The organism is Salinispirillum marinum, assembly GCF_042650105.1.
GTDB classification, from domain to species: domain Bacteria; phylum Pseudomonadota; class Gammaproteobacteria; order Pseudomonadales; family Natronospirillaceae; genus Salinispirillum; species Salinispirillum marinum.
On sequence record NZ_JBHSAL010000004.1, the window covers coordinates 1 to 16228 of the forward strand.

Sequence of the window (16228 nt, forward strand, 5' to 3'; positions counted from 1 at the left end):
CGAACCGCTGACCCTCGCCTTGTAAGGGCGATGCTCTCCCAGCTGAGCTACACACCCAAGCTACTCGGTAAATCATAAAACAGTGTTTCACTTTAACTCGGCGGTCAGTCAGGCACTTCGTGCCTCAGCTGCACCCATCCGGGCATAAAAGCTACACACCCAAGCTACTCGGTAAATCATCGACTTTTTCTGGGCCAGAGGCTCCAAAAAAGTGAGGCGCATTGTAATCTATTTTACTGCGGTGTCAAACGGTTAAGCGGATTTTTTTCTGAAATTCCAATAGGTTACAGGCCACCACTACAGTGGATGACGAACATGCGTAAGTTCAAATAACGGATAGTCCGGATAGCTCTCAAAAAATCGCGCCAGAGAGAATTGCTGTATTACACGCTGGTTATGGTGATGCTTACGCTCTTTGTCGAGATCCAAACCATCAAACCTAAGATGATGAAGACAGGCCTTACAAGCCGATACACCGCCGCCCAGCGCTTCATCATCAGCAACGACCACGCCCTGCTCAAAGCCGGTCACGGCCTTGCATCGCGTTACGTGCAGGACATCCTCAACCACCAGACCAACGCGAGAATTCTTATAGGCTAAGGTATGATCACCTAAAAAATACAAGGCCGATCGAGGCACAGAGAGCCCTTGCATACGAAGTGTACTGCGTTCTTCACCGCTGAGGTGACGCTTCGGGTCGTACATTTCGAAGTACCCTAAACGATCTGTCCCCATTCGCTCACGCATCGTGTTAAAGGGCTTAAAGTTCAAGAAGTCAGGGAGTTCCATTAGCGGGCCCGCTGAATGATTTCTTGGATACGCTGGTCTGCATCCGTTACCACCCTGAACTCGACACGGCGCGAGCGATCAGGATCTTCTAATCCATCCGGGCCTAGAATGAGCTTAGATGACGACAAACCGTTCGCGGTTAAATTTTCCTTTAGCCAGCTTTGTAAATCAGCCAGTTCAGGCAGCGCAAGTATGAATGCCGCTGCGGCACGCGTGCGTGCTTGCGATAACTCCATGTTGCGAATATAGGCAACGTCCGGATCAAGGCCAGTCCATGAAGAATCGGTATGACCTTCTATCCGCAACTCTCGAATGTCGTCGCGGTAACGTTCAGCATAGATTATGTTTACATAACGTGGAAAAAAGTCGGCCAAAATAGCCTCAAACTGCGGTTGCAAGCTGTTTTCTCCACGATCGAATAGCAAATCATTGCGCGAAAAGCGAAAGGTCAAATCTTCGTCGAGTTCTGCACCCCACCGAGGCAAGTCATCCGAAAACTCATCTAAAAGATCTTGGTACAATTCCAACCTCAACCGCTCATATAGTAAGGCGACATCGGTCACCGTGCGTCTTTCTTGCTCTGCATTGACCATAAAGATCACCGCAACAAGCAGAAAAACCATCATTAATCCCGCCATCAAGTCAGAGACGGATAACCAGTGCTCTTCATTGTCAGCTTGAAACTCCGTCATCGCTTCGTACCCGCCGTACCCTGCTCTACCGCCATCAACAGCGCCCGCAAGCGCTCTGTTAACGGGGTATAATCGTTGACGAATTTTTCGGACAACGCCGTAAGCTGATAACCAAAGGACTGCAACGACTGCGTTAATTGTTGTTCTAAATGTTCATCCAGCTGGTTCAATTGGGTTTCCGATTGAGCAAGCGCACGACCAGCCTGATCGACCAATTTTTGCTGCACCGAGGTTACGCCGGATGCCAGTTCTTCCGCCAACTGCTTTGACGTATCGAGCCATTGCTTGCCGGTCTGTTCGATAACACGTTGCATATCGGTGTTTTGCTGCTTCAGTGCCTCTGCCAAACCGGTGGTTAATACACCAATACGCTGCTCCAAATCCGGTAGGCCCTTTTGGGCCTCTTGCACCATGCCCGACATAGACGACAAATACTGCGCCAATTGTTCACTTTGTTGATTCAATCCCGTCAACAGGGCATCCATTCCTTCAGCGACATGACTGAATGACTGCGTTTGTTGCATCAAGCGCTCATAGGAAGTGGTCGCGTGAGTCATCTGCACGGTCGCCCGCTCCAACTCGGCAACGATTGCCTTAGTCGTTTCATGGTTCGCCGTTTGCCATGCCAACATACGGCCGACGGATTCATTCAAGTTTTTAAAGTTGTCGCCATATTGCACTTCAATACGAGCATTGAAGTCGCTGATAATATCTTTGATGGCTGCCGACAGTGCCCGTGTGTTCGCCTCAACCATATTAGCTTGATGCTCGGCCAACTGGGCGCTGTTTTTTCGCGTTTCTTCCACCAAGGCCGTTAAATGTTGCTCGCTGCTGGCCGCTTGCAGTTCAACAGCGGCAATCAAGGCAGAAACCGGCTGGTCCGTCGACGCTTGCTTGGGCTTGAGCATATCAACCATGGCGTAACGTATCTTGATGCTCAGAGCACCCAACAAGCCTGCGATAGAACTCCAAAACGCCGTCTTCAAGCCTTCTAACAATGACGGCACGCTATCTTCTACGGCATTCACATCGAATTGATAGAGACCCAGCGCGACACCAATGAAAGTACCAAAAATACCCAACGTCGTGAGTATTGAAGGGGCTTGAGACGCAACCTGAGGGGAACGAGGAATGAAATGAACAACAATCGTCAGCAGTGCGATTACACCAATAAGACCTGTTGTCATCCAAGGCATGAGCATCCTGTAACTCCTAGCGGAACGATACGAAAGAGTAAGCAGGATACAGCAATAAAACAAAGCAAGGGAGCCTCTGAACTATCCTGATCCGATAAATTCAGAGGCTTTTCATTTACAAAGACCGAACGCTAGCCGAGGTAACTCAGCATAACACCGGCTGCCACGGCGGACCCGATGACACCCGCCACATTGGGACCCATCGCATGCATCAGCAAGAAGTTCTGGTTGTTGGCCTGTAAACCCACCTTATTGACCACCCGCGCCGCCATCGGAACAGCAGACACACCGGCCGCACCGATCAATGGGTTCAGTTGCTGTGAGGACAGCTTGTTCATCAGCTTAGCCATCAACACACCGGTAGCAGTACCGGCTGAAAACGCCACGATACCCAAGATCATGATGCCGGCCGTCTGTAGATTGAGAAAGCTTGCCGCATCCAGCTTTGAACCCACCCCCAAGCCCAGGAATATCGTCACGATATTGATCAGGGCATTTTGGGCTGTGTCACTCAAGCGCTCTACCACACCGGATTCGCGCATCAAATTACCCAGGCAGAACATACCGAGAAGAGGCGCGGCAGACGGCAAGAACAGAGCAACAAGGATCAGCAAGGTTAACGGAAATACAATCTTTTCCAGTTTACTGACCGGACGCAACTGCGTCATAACAATCTTGCGCTCTTGCTTAGTCGTTAATGCCTTCATAATAGGCGGTTGCAACATCGGCACCAACGCCATGTAGGCATATGCAGCAACGGCAATGGCTCCAAGTAACTCAGGAGCTAATTGACTTGCCACATAGATAGAGGTCGGACCGTCGGCACCCCCAATAATCCCTATCGCCGCAGCCTGCTCAATGGTATACGAAACCAATCCGGTCTCATTCAAGAGCACGGCCCCTATCACCGTACCAAAGATACCGAACTGTGCAGCAGCACCCAATAACAGGGTTCTCGGATTTGCCAGCATAGGGCCGAAGTCCGTCATTGCCCCGACACCCATAAAGATGAGCAAGGGAAAGATGCCGGACTCTATACCCATCTTAAAGATGTAATAGAGCAGACCCCCATAGCTCACCAACTCGCCCAGTTCGTTGTACACCGGAGCCGCCGCCATTCCAGCACCTGGAATATTGACCAATAAGGCACCAAAACCGATCGGCAGAAGCAACAGGGGTTCAAATTGACGTGCAATGGCAAGGTACAACAACACCAAGCCCAGCAGCATCATCACAACCTGACCAAATTCAATATTGGCCAGACCGGAATCATTGACCAACTTCAATAACTTGTCCATTTCGGCTCCTTAAAGTTCCAGCAACACATCGCCAACGTTGACCGAATCGCCTTCTTTGACAGCAACTCGACTCACCGTACCGGCTTTGGAAGCCTTCACCTCAGTTTCCATTTTCATGGCTTCGAGGATGATCACCGTTTGCCCTTCCTCAACGTCATCGCCCGCACCCACAAGAATTTTAAAAATATTTCCCGTTAACGGTGCCGCAATGGGCTCGCCATCGCCTGCGGCTGCAACGTCATTTGCAGAAGACTCGGCCGAACCGCCTTCAGCGACTGACATATCATAGGTCTTACCATTCAACTTAACGGACACCTTGCCATCGGCCTGAACAGACGCAATGTACTTTTTGCCTTCTAAGGTAACGGTGTACGATCCAGCGGATGTTGCTGATGCAGTAGGCTTGGTAGCCGCAGCAGCGGAGACAGTAGGCACGGGCTCAAAGGCTGATGCATTGCCACGATTTTTCAAGTACTTCAGGCCAATTTGGGGAAATAATGCGTAGGTCAACACATCATCCACCGCCTGCTCAGCCAGCTCAAACTTTTCGCTCTTCGCTAAGGCCTCTACTTCAGCCGTAAGCTTATCCATTTCATTTTCAATCAAATCAGCCGGACGACAGGTCACCGGCTCGGCACCATCGAGTACCCGCGCTTGTAATTCTTTGTTGAACTCGGCCGGGGCTTTGCCGTATTCACCTTTTAAAATGGCGGCCGTTTCTTTCGAAATACTCTTATAGCGTTCACCCGTCAGCACATTTAGGACAGCTTGCGTTCCGACAATCTGCGACGTCGGTGTCACCAATGGAATGTAGCCCAAGTCTTTGCGAACCTTCGGAATTTCAGCCAATACCTCATCAAACTTATCGCCTGCCCCCTGCTCTTTTAGTTGGCTTTCCATGTTGGTTAACATGCCACCGGGCACTTGCGCCACTAAGATACGAGAGTCTACCCCTCGCAACGCCCCTTCAAAGGACGCATATTTTTTGCGCACATTGCGGAAATAAGCCGCGATTTCTTCCAGCAACAACAAATCAAAACCAGGATCACGATCAGTACCTTGTAATGCCGCCACGATAGACTCTGTGGGCGAATGACCGTACGTCATGGACATAGACGATATGGCGGTATCCACATGATCGATCCCTGCTTCAATGGCCTTTAAAATGGTCATTGAGGACAATCCTGCGGTCGCATGACAATGCAACTGTACGGGAATATCCAACGCAGACTTGAGTTGCGTCACTAATTCATAGGCATCGTAGGGCGCTAAAATGCCTGACATGTCCTTAATGGCCAACGATTGGGCACCCATATCCTCTATTTGCTTGGCTAAGGTCACCCAACTTTCTTTGGTATGCACCGGCGACGTCGTATAGGAGATAGTACCTTGGGCATGCTTGCCCTGTTTCTTTACCGCAGCCATGGCACGCTGTAAGTTGCGCGGATCGTTCATGGCATCAAATACCCGGAACACATCAACACCGTTGGTGGCTGCACGTTCGACAAACTTGTCTACCACGTCATCGGCGTAATGGCGATAACCTAGCAAGTTTTGGCCACGCAACAACATCTGCTGCTGAGTTTTCGGCATCGCCTTCTTCAGCTCACGAATACGATCCCATGGGTCTTCACCAAGATAGCGAATGCAGGCATCAAAGGTCGCACCACCCCAAGACTCAATGGACCAATAACCCACCTGATCCAGCTTCTCAGCGATGGGGAGCATGTCGTCTATACGCAGTCGGGTAGCAAACAGCGATTGGTGTGCATCACGCAACACCACATCGGTTATCTTTACAGGGTTCTTAGCACTCATGAGACTCTATTCCTAACACTGAATAAGTTTCTTAACGGTTATGGGCAGCTTTCGCAGCCGCCGCGACCGCAGCAATTTTCTCCATCTGCAGCGCATTATTGTTGCGTTGCGATGGGGTTGGCGTTGCTACAGGCGCTGCTTGTGGAATGCGCCGTACGATTAAGGTCATGGCCGTGGTAGCAAAAGTTAAAATAATGAGAAACGTGAATACGGTTCCCATCCCTAAAACCAGCAGCTGCCAGCCTTGTTGCATCAAGTCGGACATTGAGAATTATCCCTCTGGTCAGAAACGTCTCTCGACTTTTCAGGCATTGAATGTTCAGACAGGGAAAACCTGACTGTTTTTGTCAATTTTGTGAAACGAACCAACTTTACCCAAGGGTAAACAAATTCGCAACACACTTATGCGTTTTCTCTAACAATCTATTTTATTGAGTACTTTAATGACTTTTATTGACTCTTTCTCGTTATTTAAAAGATTATAGGAGAACTTAAAGGATTCAGACCGCCAATCGATAAGTCTATTTTTTGTAAATTTTGTAATTAAATTACAGTTAAAAGACGCTGATCAGAAAGAAAGCGAATAATTTTGTAACTCAAGAACAAATAAATGATGAATCAGACGAAAGTATTAGTGGCTTAAATCCGAGAGCTCATACGGAAATTGTGGTGCCGGGGATGCAACACACAGCAACCCATTGTGGTAGCTATGCACTGAAAGATAATAGGTAGAAGAGTTAGGGATAACAGCAGAAATGGCGCGCCCGGCACGATTCGAACGTGCGACCGCCTGGTTCGTAGCCAGGTACTCTATCCAGCTGAGCTACGGGCGCGTAAAACTGATAACGCTTTAATCTACGTTTGCCTTCGCCAAGGAACTCTTTAGCCTTGAGTTAAAGGTGGCGCGCCCGGCACGATTCGAACGTGCGACCGCCTGGTTCGTAGCCAGGTACTCTATCCAGCTGAGCTACGGGCGCGTATACGGTGTTACAAACTTCTTACGTCAAAACATAAGAGAAGCTTTCACGTCATCAAAGTGATGGCGGAGAGAGAGGGATTCGAACCCTCGATGAGATTTCTCCCATACGCCCTTAGCAGGGGCGCGCCTTCAGCCACTCGGCCATCTCTCCGAATCACGCGGCGCATAATACCATGATATTTATAAATTAAAAGGAAAAACTTTAATAAAATGAATGGATTACAGCGCCGCGCAGAAGAGCGAATGCTAATGGGAGGGCCCCTTAACTTTCGCCTTCGGTTGGATCATCCATCTCACGCTGAATACGGAGGTAGATCTCTTCGCGGTGAACCGCTACATCTTTAGGCGCGTTGACACCAATCCGCACCTGGTTGCCTTTCACACCCAACACAGTCACAGTAACTTCGTCACCGATCATTAAGGTTTCGCCCACACGGCGAGTCAGTATTAACATCTTTTCCGGTCTCCTGTTATCGGATTCTTTCCCAGAACCCATTTGTCGAGAGCCACTAAATAACCGTGCGTAAGTCCTCGCCAAAGGACGAAATTCCTTTAGCGAGGACTTCCTGCTCTGTTCAACAAAGGTTCCACAATCGCGCAAGGAAGAGAATATCTGTTTTAGTTCGTTTCTTCCACTGCATCCAGTCCAAAAGCAGTATGCAATGCACGAACGGCTAATTCCAAATATTTCTCTTCAATAACGACCGATACTTTGATCTCAGAAGTAGAAATAAGCTGAATATTGATCGATTCTGCCGCTAAGGCATCAAACATCCGTGATGCAACACCGGCGTGAGAGCGCATGCCAACACCCACAATGGACACCTTGGCAATTTTGTCATCACCGCGCACTTCACGAGCACCCAGATCATCCGCAACACGCATCAAAATCTCTTTGACGCGCTTGAAATCAGTACGGTTGATGGTGAAAGTAAAATCCGTATTACCCTCTTCCGAAATGTTTTGCACAATCATATCGACTTCAATGTTAGCCGCGCTTACCGGCCCCAGAATACGAGAGGCTACACCTGGGATATCCGGCACCCCCATAACGGTGAGCTTGCTTTCATCTCGATTAAATGCGATACCAGAAATTACCGGTTGTTCCATTTTATTCTCATCCTCAAAAGTAATCAGAGTGCCGGGACCGTCCTGAAAGGTTGACAGCACGCGTAACGGAACGTTGTATTTGCCCGCAAATTCGACGGAGCGAATCTGCAGCACCTTGGAGCCAAGGCTTGCCATTTCCAACATTTCTTCAAAGGTTATTTTGCTCATGCGTTGAGCCTTGGGCACAACACGCGGATCAGTGGTGTACACACCATCCACATCCGTATAAATTTGGCATTCGTCGGCTTTCAATGCAGCAGCGAGCGCAACACCTGTGGTATCGGAACCACCGCGTCCCAGCGTGGTTATGTTACCGTCATCATCAACGCCTTGGAAACCGGCCACTACGACTACGCGACCTTCCGCGAGGTCTGCCTTCATATTTTCTACATCAATGTCTTGAATACGCGCCTTAGTGTGTGCACTGTCCGTTTTAATGCGCACCTGCCAGCCGGTATAGGAACGGGCCGGACAGCCGCGTTTATTTAATGCCATCGACAACAAGGCTATGGTCACCTGCTCCCCTGTGGACACCAAGGCATCCATTTCGCGCGGTGAAGGCTCTTCGGTAATTTGGTGCGCTAACGCAATCAATCGATTGGTTTCACCTGACATAGCCGAAACCACAACCACAATATCGTGTCCAGCAGCACGAAACGCTTGTATTTTATCCGCAACACCTTCGATACGCTCAACGCTGCCCACCGAAGTTCCACCAAATTTTTGCACATAGAGCGCCATGTTACTGAGTTCCTATATTGACCATAAGAGTCCTTAAGAGCCGTGTGCGCAACAGGCCCTCAACCCTTCTCGCTTAAACCTTATTGAACACCCAATCGCGTGCTGCTTTAACAGCCTGATCAATGGCCTGCACATCTTTTCCGCCAGCCATCGCCAGATCAGGCTTACCACCACCTTTACCGCCGACAATTTCCGCCGCCACGTTAACCAACTCACCAGCACGCCATTGACCCACCAAGTCCTTAGTGACCCCAGCCACCAACTGAACTTTACCGTCCAGCTCCGCAGCTAAAAGCACCAAACCGGAACCTAGCGCGTTTTTGAGTTGATCCACCATATCACGCATGGCTTTTGCGTCAGCCACCGTGACCTTTGCAGCCACGAACTTTATCGCACCCAATGTTTCTGCTTGCGCCGCCAAGTCTCCGCCCGCTTTACTGTTCATCTTGGCTTGAAGACGCTCCAGCTCTTTCTCCAGCTCACGCTGCCGCGCCACTAATGACTGAACACGCTCGTGCAACTGTTCCGGCTTGGCTTTTAACAATTGACTCGCATGATGCAATTGCGCCGCCATTTGATCGACCAAGTGCAGTGCTACCGGCCCGACAACCGCTTCAATACGACGAACGCCCGCCGCAATACCCTGCTCTGCGACAACTTTCAACAAACCAATATCACCGGTGCGCTTGACGTGCGTGCCGCCACAAAGTTCGATCGAAAATTGCTCTGTACCCATGGTCAATACACGCACTTCGTCGTCGTACTTTTCGCCAAACAACGCCATCGCACCTTTTTCCCGCGCCGCTTCTATGGGCATGATTTCCGTCTGCACAGGTGTATTGGCCATAATTTGCTCATTGACCAGGTGCTCAATCGCCTGTAACTGGTCATCACTAACGGCTTCGAAATGTGAGAAGTCAAACCGTAGGCGGTCGGCCGTCACCAATGATCCCTTTTGCTGCACATGCTCACCGAGCACCTTACGCAACGCAGCGTGCAATAAGTGCGTCGCACTGTGATGGAGAGCGGTGATATGACGCCGTTTACTGTTTACAAAGCTACCCAATTCATCACCCACGGCAATGCTGCCCGACGCGACGCTACCGATGTGCAAATGAGCCTTGCCCTGTTTTTGGCAGTCAGCCACATCAAATACGGACAATTCACCGCGCAACTGCCCGGTGTCGCCGACTTGACCGCCTGACTCAGCGTAAAACGCTGTTTCATCTAAGACAATAATGCCTTCTTCGCCCGCGTCCAGTCGCTGAACCCTTTGCCCATCGCGGACAATTTCCGTTACTCGACCAGCCACGGACAACAACTCATACCCGGCAAATTGGGTTTCAGTATCCAGGGCGAGCAAATTAGATAAATCCAAGCTGAACTTACTGGCTTGCCGAGCCCGCGTTCGTTGGGCTTCCATAGCCCGCTCAAAACCGTCCATATCCAACGTCAGTTCACGTTCACGGGCAATGTCTGCCGTGAGGTCAACTGGAAAACCAAACGTATCATAGAGCGTGAAGACGGTATTACCCGGAATAACACGATCGGGCAATGCAGTAATAGCTTCGTCTAATAACCGCATACCTTTGTCTAAGGTTTTGGCGAACTGTTCTTCTTCTTGCAACAATACACGTTCGACTTGCGCTTGTGCGGCAGGCAACTCGGGGTAGGCCGCTCCCATTTCTTGCACCAGAGTGGTCACTAGGCGATAAAAGAAGGGCTCTTCCTGACCCAGCTTATGTCCATGCCGGACGGCACGACGAATAATGCGACGCAACACATAACCACGACCTTCATTGGCAGGCACAACACCGTCGACGATCAAAAAAGCGCAACTGCGGATATGGTCAGCCAGTACCCGTAGTGATGCATTGTCATTGTTGGCGCTATTGGTCGCTTGCGCAGCCGCCGCAATAAGGTTTTGGAATATGTCGATTTCATAGTTGGCGTGAACACCTTGCAAAATAGCCGCCAGGCGCTCTAAGCCCATTCCGGTATCAACACTGGGCTTTGGTAACGGGTCCATGGTGCCGTCCGCCTGACGGTTGAACTGCATGAACACCACATTCCAGATTTCGATAAACCGGTCGCCGTCTTCTTCAGCACTGCCTGGAGGGCCGCCCCATATGTGGTCTCCGTGATCATAGAATATCTCGGTACAGGGACCACAAGGGCCGGTATCTCCCATCTGCCAGAAGTTATCTGATGCATAACGGGCCCCCTTGTTGTCACCGATTCGTATAATGCGATCGGCTGGCACGCCAATATCGTTTGCCCATATTTGATAAGCTTCATCATCATCGGCGTAGATGGTCACCAACAGGCGCTCCTTCGGAAGCTGCAGTTCTTCCGTTAAAAAACGCCACGCAAAGCCAATAGCTTCTTGTTTGAAGTAATCACCAAAACTGAAGTTACCCAACATCTCAAAGAACGTATGATGACGCGCGGTGTAGCCCACGTTCTCCAGATCGTTATGCTTTCCTCCAGCACGCACTACGCGTTGCGACGTGGTCGCCCGGCTGTAATGCCGTTTCTCTTGACCCAAGAAGACATCCTTGAATTGATTCATTCCCGCATTGGTAAACAATAACGTTGGGTCGTTGGCGGGCACTAAACTGGACGAAGCCACCACCTCATGGCCGTTAGCCGCAAAGAAGTCGAGAAATCGTTGGCGAATTTCAGCGGTTTTCATCAACAAACACCGTAATGCAATAAAATTGTGCGCAATAGTACAATGGGAGGTGCTGCGATAGAAGGGGATTCAGAGTTGCCGGAGGTCAATCAGCTCTTCGATGACATCATAGGCAAAGCCTCGCTGCTGCAGAAACCGCGCCATACGAGCCTTCTCTTCGTAATTTTCCGGACTGATGCCGTCAAACTTCTTAATTAATGCGGCCTCAGCCAATTCATACCAGTTACAACTTTGTAAAACGGTATCCGACAAATGATCGGCAATGCCGCGTTGCAACAGCTCAAAACGGATCTTCACATCGCCATGACCACGGGCAGTCCGATGACGCACATAGGCTTCGGTAAAGCGGACATCACTTTGAAGATTGTCTTCTTGCAGCTGGGCAATAACCTGCTCAAAAACCTCCACCGTCAGCTCAGGAAACGCCTTGTGTAACCGTTCTTTCAATTCACGTACGCTATGCTCACGTCGTGCTAGGCAGTCCATTGCCACATGTCGCGGTGTTCTTTTCATACTACTCGTCGAAGCTGCTCAGATCTGTCTCTGCATCAACCGGGGTCTTGGTTGCTTTCGCAGCTTTACCTGTAGACTTGTTTGGTGCAGGTTTTGCTTCGCCATTGTCTTGTTCTGCTGTGGCATCAGATAAATAATGTGTGCGAATCTGTCCTTCGATCTCCGCCGCCAGTGCGGCGTTTTCTTCGAGGAACTTAGCGGCATTGGCTTTGCCCTGACCGATTTTATCGCCCTTGTAGCTGTACCATGCACCTGCCTTATCAACAATGCCAATTTTGACACCCAAATCAATCACTTCACCTAAGCGATATATGCCCTTGTTGTAAATGATCTGGAACTCGGCCTGTTTAAACGGAGGCGCCACCTTGTTCTTCACAACTTTCACCCGCGTCTCGCTGCCGACCACTTCTTCGCCTTCTTTTACCGTGCCAATACGCCGGATATCCAAACGTACTGAGGAGTAAAATTTGAGTGCATTGCCGCCGGTAGTGGTTTCCGGTGAGCCGAACATCACACCAATTTTCATTCGAATCTGGTTGATGAATACCACCAAGCAATTAGCATTCTTGATGTTACCGGTAATCTTGCGCAGCGCTTGCGACATCAAGCGAGCTTGTAAACCAACGTGCGTATCACCCATATCGCCTTCAATCTCGGCTTTCGGCGTCAAAGCGGCGACCGAGTCGATGATTACCACATCAACCGCATTAGACCGCACCAACATGTCCGCTATTTCCAATGCTTGCTCACCGGTGTCTGGCTGTGACACCAAGAGATCGTCAACATTGACCCCAAGTTTAGCTGCATAGATGGGGTCCAAAGCATGCTCGGCATCAATGAAGGCACAGGTTCCACCCGAGCGCTGCGCTTCTGCGATCACTTGCAAAGTCAAGGTCGTTTTACCTGATGACTCAGGACCATAGATTTCCACCACCCGACCTTTTGGCAAACCGCCAATACCTAACGCAATGTCCAGCCCTAGAGAACCCGTTGAAATAGCCGGGATCTTCACTCGCCCCGCGTCACCCAAACGCATAACGGAACCTTTACCGAATTGCCGTTCAATTTGTCCTAAAGCGGCTTCTAAAGCCTTGCTGCGATTCTCTGTCATGTACTTGTTCCTGTTCCTGTACCATAGGGGCGAAGGATTCGACTTACCGGGCGCCAAACCCAACTACTGTATATTTAATCAGTATGTTGCCACAAGCGCTGGCAAATGAAAACCCTGAACTTAAGGTGCAGGTTCATCGACTTGCTATTACATCGGAATACAACGCCTGCAGCACTGCCTTTACCGCTTGCCGTCGCACGTCATCTCGATTTCCCGAAAAAAGTTCGCATCGGGCCTGGGTTTGCTCGGTCGTACCCCAACTATACCAAACGGTACCCACCGGCTTTTCAACCGTACCGCCAGACGGACCTGCTACACCACTGACGGCGACAGCCCAGTCAGAGTTCGCTGCGCGACAGGCTCCAGCCACCATTGCGCGCACGACCGGCTCGCTAACGGCGCCATGAAGTTCGAGGTCTGCCTCTGTAACACCCAACAACTGATGTTTTAAGTCGTTGCTGTAGGTCACAAACCCGCCCGTAAACCAAGCCGAACTACCTGATAGGTCTGTGCATACCTTGGCTACCCACCCACCGGTACAGGATTCAGCGGTTGCCATGGTCTCACCACTGGCTACCAGCGCCTCGGCCACACGACGAGCCTGATTGTTAATTTCATCATCACTGGGGACTTTCATCCGCTTTATCCTCTGCTACCATAGGGCGCTTTTTAATCTGTCGCCCTACTCTAAATGGAAAATGCCGTGGCCAGCAACGAACATACGCCAATGATGCAACAGTATTTGGGCATCAAAGCACAACACCCTCATGATTTGCTGTTCTATCGCATGGGTGATTTTTACGAGTTGTTCTATGATGACGCGCGCCATGCCGCGCAGATGCTGGACATCACATTAACCGCTCGCGGTCAAAGTGGTGGCAAACCCATCCCCATGGCGGGCATTCCCTATCATGCGGCAGAGAATTACATTGCGAAAATTGTCCGGCTTGGCCGTACCGTCGCGATCTGTGAGCAGATGAGCGAGCCGGGCTTGACGAAGGGGCCTGTGCAACGCGAAGTGGTGCGGGTAATAACGCCTGGAACGCTAACAGACGAAGCGTTTTTGGCTGAGGGTCTAGACAACCTCTTGGTAGCGGCTTGGTATAATACACGTCACCGACCGTCGACGGATAACCCTGTAGGCATAGCGTATCTAGACATCAGCACCAGTCGGTTTGGTGTTATAGAGGTTGATTCTCTGGGCGGAGCGCTGGCGGAGCTTCAGCGTTTGCGTCCCGCAGAGTTGCTCTTGGATGAAGAAGCAGACTGGGGTGATGAGCTCAATCAATATGTCGGTCGCCGCACATTGCCGCCCTGGCACTTTGAACATCAAACCTGCCGAACGCTGCTACAAGAACATTTCAAGGTGAAGAATTTACAAGGCTTTGGTATCGACCACATGAGCGCTGCCATCAACTGTGCGGGTGCCTTGCTTGAGTATGCTCGGAACACTCAACGCTCAGACCTACAACACCTACAGCACATCAGTGCCGACATTCCGAACGACGCCATTGTGCTGGATGCAGCTTCACGACGTAATCTTGAATTGGACATCAACTTACAAGGTGGCGAAGACTTCACCTTGAATTGGGTGCTCAACCAAACGCGTACGACTATGGGCAAACGCTTGTTAAGGCGTTGGCTGAATCGTCCATTACGTGACCTATCTACTCTGGTTGCGCGCTTGGACTTCAATGACGCACTGCGACAGTCCCTAAAGACCGATGAACTCGGTCAACTGCTATCACCCATTGGCGATTTAGAGCGCATTCTCGGGCGCGTTGCCCTGCGTTCGGCGCGTCCACGAGACCTGACTCGCCTCAACGACAGTCTGCAACAAATTCCGGACGTAAAACGTTTATTAACGTCGTTGGACAACGAATTATCCACCAGCCTTTATACCGCGTTGCACGACTTCGAAGCGTTGACCCAAGAATTGAGTCGGGCGCTCGAAGATAACCCACCTATGGTACTGCGTGATGGCGGCGTTATCCGCGACGGCTACGATGCGGATCTGGATGAACTGCGCCAGCTTAGCCAGGGTGCAGGCGATCTATTGACCCGTGTGGAAACTCGTGAACGCGAAGCGACCGGTTTGTCGACCTTGAAGGTTGGCTACAACCGCGTCCATGGCTTTTACATCGAGGTCAGTAAAGCACAATCCGAGGGCGTGCCCGCACACTACATTCGACGGCAAACGTTAAAGAATGCTGAACGGTATATCATTGACGAGCTTAAAGAATACGAAGACCGTGTACTGAGCAGTAAAAGTCGTGCCCTCGCGCGCGAAAAACAGTTGTACGAGGCTTTACTCGATCAGCTTAACGAGCATTTACACAGTCTCCAGAGCACCGCCAAGGCACTGGCTGAAATCGATGTATTGTGTTGTTTTACGACGCAAGCAGAACAACTGCAATGGACAAGACCCGTGTTGACCCCGAATGCCGAACTGATCATTGAGTCAGGTCGCCACCCGGTTGTTGAAGCACTGCTTGACCAGCCTTTCGTACCAAATGATGTATCCCTCAACAAGCAGTGTCCGATGTACATTGTCACCGGCCCTAACATGGGGGGTAAATCGACTTACATGCGGCAGAATGCCCTGATTGCTATTCTCGCGCACATCGGTTCTTTTGTGCCCGCCAAAAAAGCCATTGTAGGGGATTTTGATCGTATCTTTACCCGTATGGGCAGCAGCGACGACATTGCTGGCGGTCGTTCTACCTTTATGGTGGAAATGACGGAAACCGCCAATATCCTGAACAACGCTACCGAACGCAGCCTGGTTCTGATGGATGAGGTCGGACGGGGTACGTCAACCTTTGATGGCTTATCCATCGCTTGGTCGGCCGCAGAACATCTGGCAGAGCACAACCGCTCTCTATGCCTGTTTGCGACGCACTATTTCGAGTTAACGGTACTCGCAGAACACTATCAGGGTGTCGGCAACTTACACCTAAAAGCCGCAGAGCATGATGAACACATCATCTTCATGCACCAGGTCCTCGACGGCCCTGCAAGTCAAAGTTACGGTATTCAAGTGGCGCGCTTAGCGGGCGTTCCTCCCTCGGTTTTAGCGTCTGCGCGCCAAAAACTTCATGAGCTGGAGGATTCCGCGGTGAAGAAGCCGACCAGAGGCCTACAAGGTGCTGTTTTGGAACCGGCACAGCCGGACCTATTCTCGATCCAGGAACACCCTGCGATGGTGTCGTTGCGACAACTAGAACCGGATAACATGACGCCACGGCAAGCACTGGAATGGCTTTACGACTGGCACAAAAAGTAA

The 16228-nt window shown here is 50.6% G+C and carries 13 protein-coding genes and 3 tRNA genes; 1 reads left to right on the top strand and 15 read right to left on the bottom strand.

Annotation, left to right across the window (positions count from 1 at the left end; genetic code table 11):
- Positions 1 to 297 precede the first annotated feature (297 nt).
- From ACFOSD_RS13095 to ACFOSD_RS13165, 15 genes are all read right to left on the bottom strand, one after another.
- Positions 298 to 789 carry a hypothetical protein gene (locus ACFOSD_RS13095; protein WP_380698419.1) on the bottom strand — a complete coding sequence of 164 codons (492 nt, stop codon included), beginning with the start codon at positions 787 to 789 and terminating at the stop codon, positions 298 to 300.
- Entirely contained in the window at positions 789 to 1481 is a 693-nt protein-coding gene (locus ACFOSD_RS13100) for an OmpA family protein (RefSeq protein WP_380698417.1), read from the bottom strand. Before ACFOSD_RS13100 ends, ACFOSD_RS13095 begins: the two co-directional genes overlap by 1 nt.
- Positions 1478 to 2683, bottom strand: coding sequence for a hypothetical protein (locus ACFOSD_RS13105; protein ID WP_380698414.1), 1206 nt, complete (start codon positions 2681 to 2683; stop codon positions 1478 to 1480). Before ACFOSD_RS13105 ends, ACFOSD_RS13100 begins: the two co-directional genes overlap by 4 nt.
- A gap of 125 nt (positions 2684 to 2808) precedes the next feature.
- The gene (locus ACFOSD_RS13110; RefSeq protein ID WP_380698412.1) at positions 2809 to 3975 is read right to left on the bottom strand and encodes a sodium ion-translocating decarboxylase subunit beta; all 1167 of its coding nucleotides are present in this window, start codon (positions 3973 to 3975) and stop codon (positions 2809 to 2811) included.
- Between the two features lie 9 nt (positions 3976 to 3984).
- On the bottom strand, positions 3985 to 5793 hold the full coding sequence (gene oadA / locus ACFOSD_RS13115; RefSeq protein WP_380698410.1) for a sodium-extruding oxaloacetate decarboxylase subunit alpha: 1809 nt from the start codon (positions 5791 to 5793) through the stop codon (positions 3985 to 3987).
- 31 nt (positions 5794 to 5824) lie between these two features.
- Positions 5825 to 6058: an OadG family protein gene (locus tag ACFOSD_RS13120; protein ID WP_380698408.1), complete on the bottom strand. Its 234-nt coding sequence runs from the start codon at positions 6056 to 6058 to the stop codon at positions 5825 to 5827.
- Positions 6059 to 6549: 491 nt separating this feature from the next.
- A tRNA-Arg gene (locus tag ACFOSD_RS13125) sits at positions 6550 to 6626 on the bottom strand.
- Between the two features lie 67 nt (positions 6627 to 6693).
- Positions 6694 to 6770 (bottom strand) — tRNA-Arg (locus ACFOSD_RS13130).
- A gap of 63 nt (positions 6771 to 6833) precedes the next feature.
- Positions 6834 to 6923, bottom strand: a tRNA-Ser gene (locus ACFOSD_RS13135).
- Positions 6924 to 7034: 111 nt separating this feature from the next.
- Positions 7035 to 7226, bottom strand: a complete 192-nt coding sequence (gene csrA, locus ACFOSD_RS13140) for a carbon storage regulator CsrA (protein WP_380698406.1) — start codon at positions 7224 to 7226, stop codon at positions 7035 to 7037.
- 164 nt (positions 7227 to 7390) lie between these two features.
- Positions 7391 to 8623, bottom strand: a complete 1233-nt coding sequence (locus tag ACFOSD_RS13145; protein WP_380698404.1) for an aspartate kinase — start codon at positions 8621 to 8623, stop codon at positions 7391 to 7393.
- Positions 8624 to 8696: 73 nt separating this feature from the next.
- Positions 8697 to 11318 (bottom strand): alanine--tRNA ligase, encoded by a 2622-nt coding sequence (alaS, locus tag ACFOSD_RS13150; RefSeq protein ID WP_380698402.1) that lies wholly within the window; start codon positions 11316 to 11318, stop codon positions 8697 to 8699.
- 69 nt (positions 11319 to 11387) lie between these two features.
- The gene (locus ACFOSD_RS13155; RefSeq protein ID WP_380698400.1) at positions 11388 to 11831 is read right to left on the bottom strand and encodes a regulatory protein RecX; all 444 of its coding nucleotides are present in this window, start codon (positions 11829 to 11831) and stop codon (positions 11388 to 11390) included.
- 1 nt (position 11832) lies between these two features.
- On the bottom strand, positions 11833 to 12942 hold the full coding sequence (gene recA, locus ACFOSD_RS13160) for a recombinase RecA (protein ID WP_380698398.1): 1110 nt from the start codon (positions 12940 to 12942) through the stop codon (positions 11833 to 11835).
- Between the two features lie 133 nt (positions 12943 to 13075).
- A complete protein-coding gene (locus ACFOSD_RS13165; RefSeq protein WP_380698396.1) occupies positions 13076 to 13579 on the bottom strand; it encodes a CinA family protein in 504 nt (167 codons plus the stop codon).
- 66 nt (positions 13580 to 13645) lie between these two features.
- On the opposite strand from ACFOSD_RS13165, the gene mutS reads away from it, so the two are divergent.
- Positions 13646 to 16228 (top strand): DNA mismatch repair protein MutS, encoded by a 2583-nt coding sequence (gene mutS, locus ACFOSD_RS13170; protein ID WP_380698393.1) that lies wholly within the window; start codon positions 13646 to 13648, stop codon positions 16226 to 16228.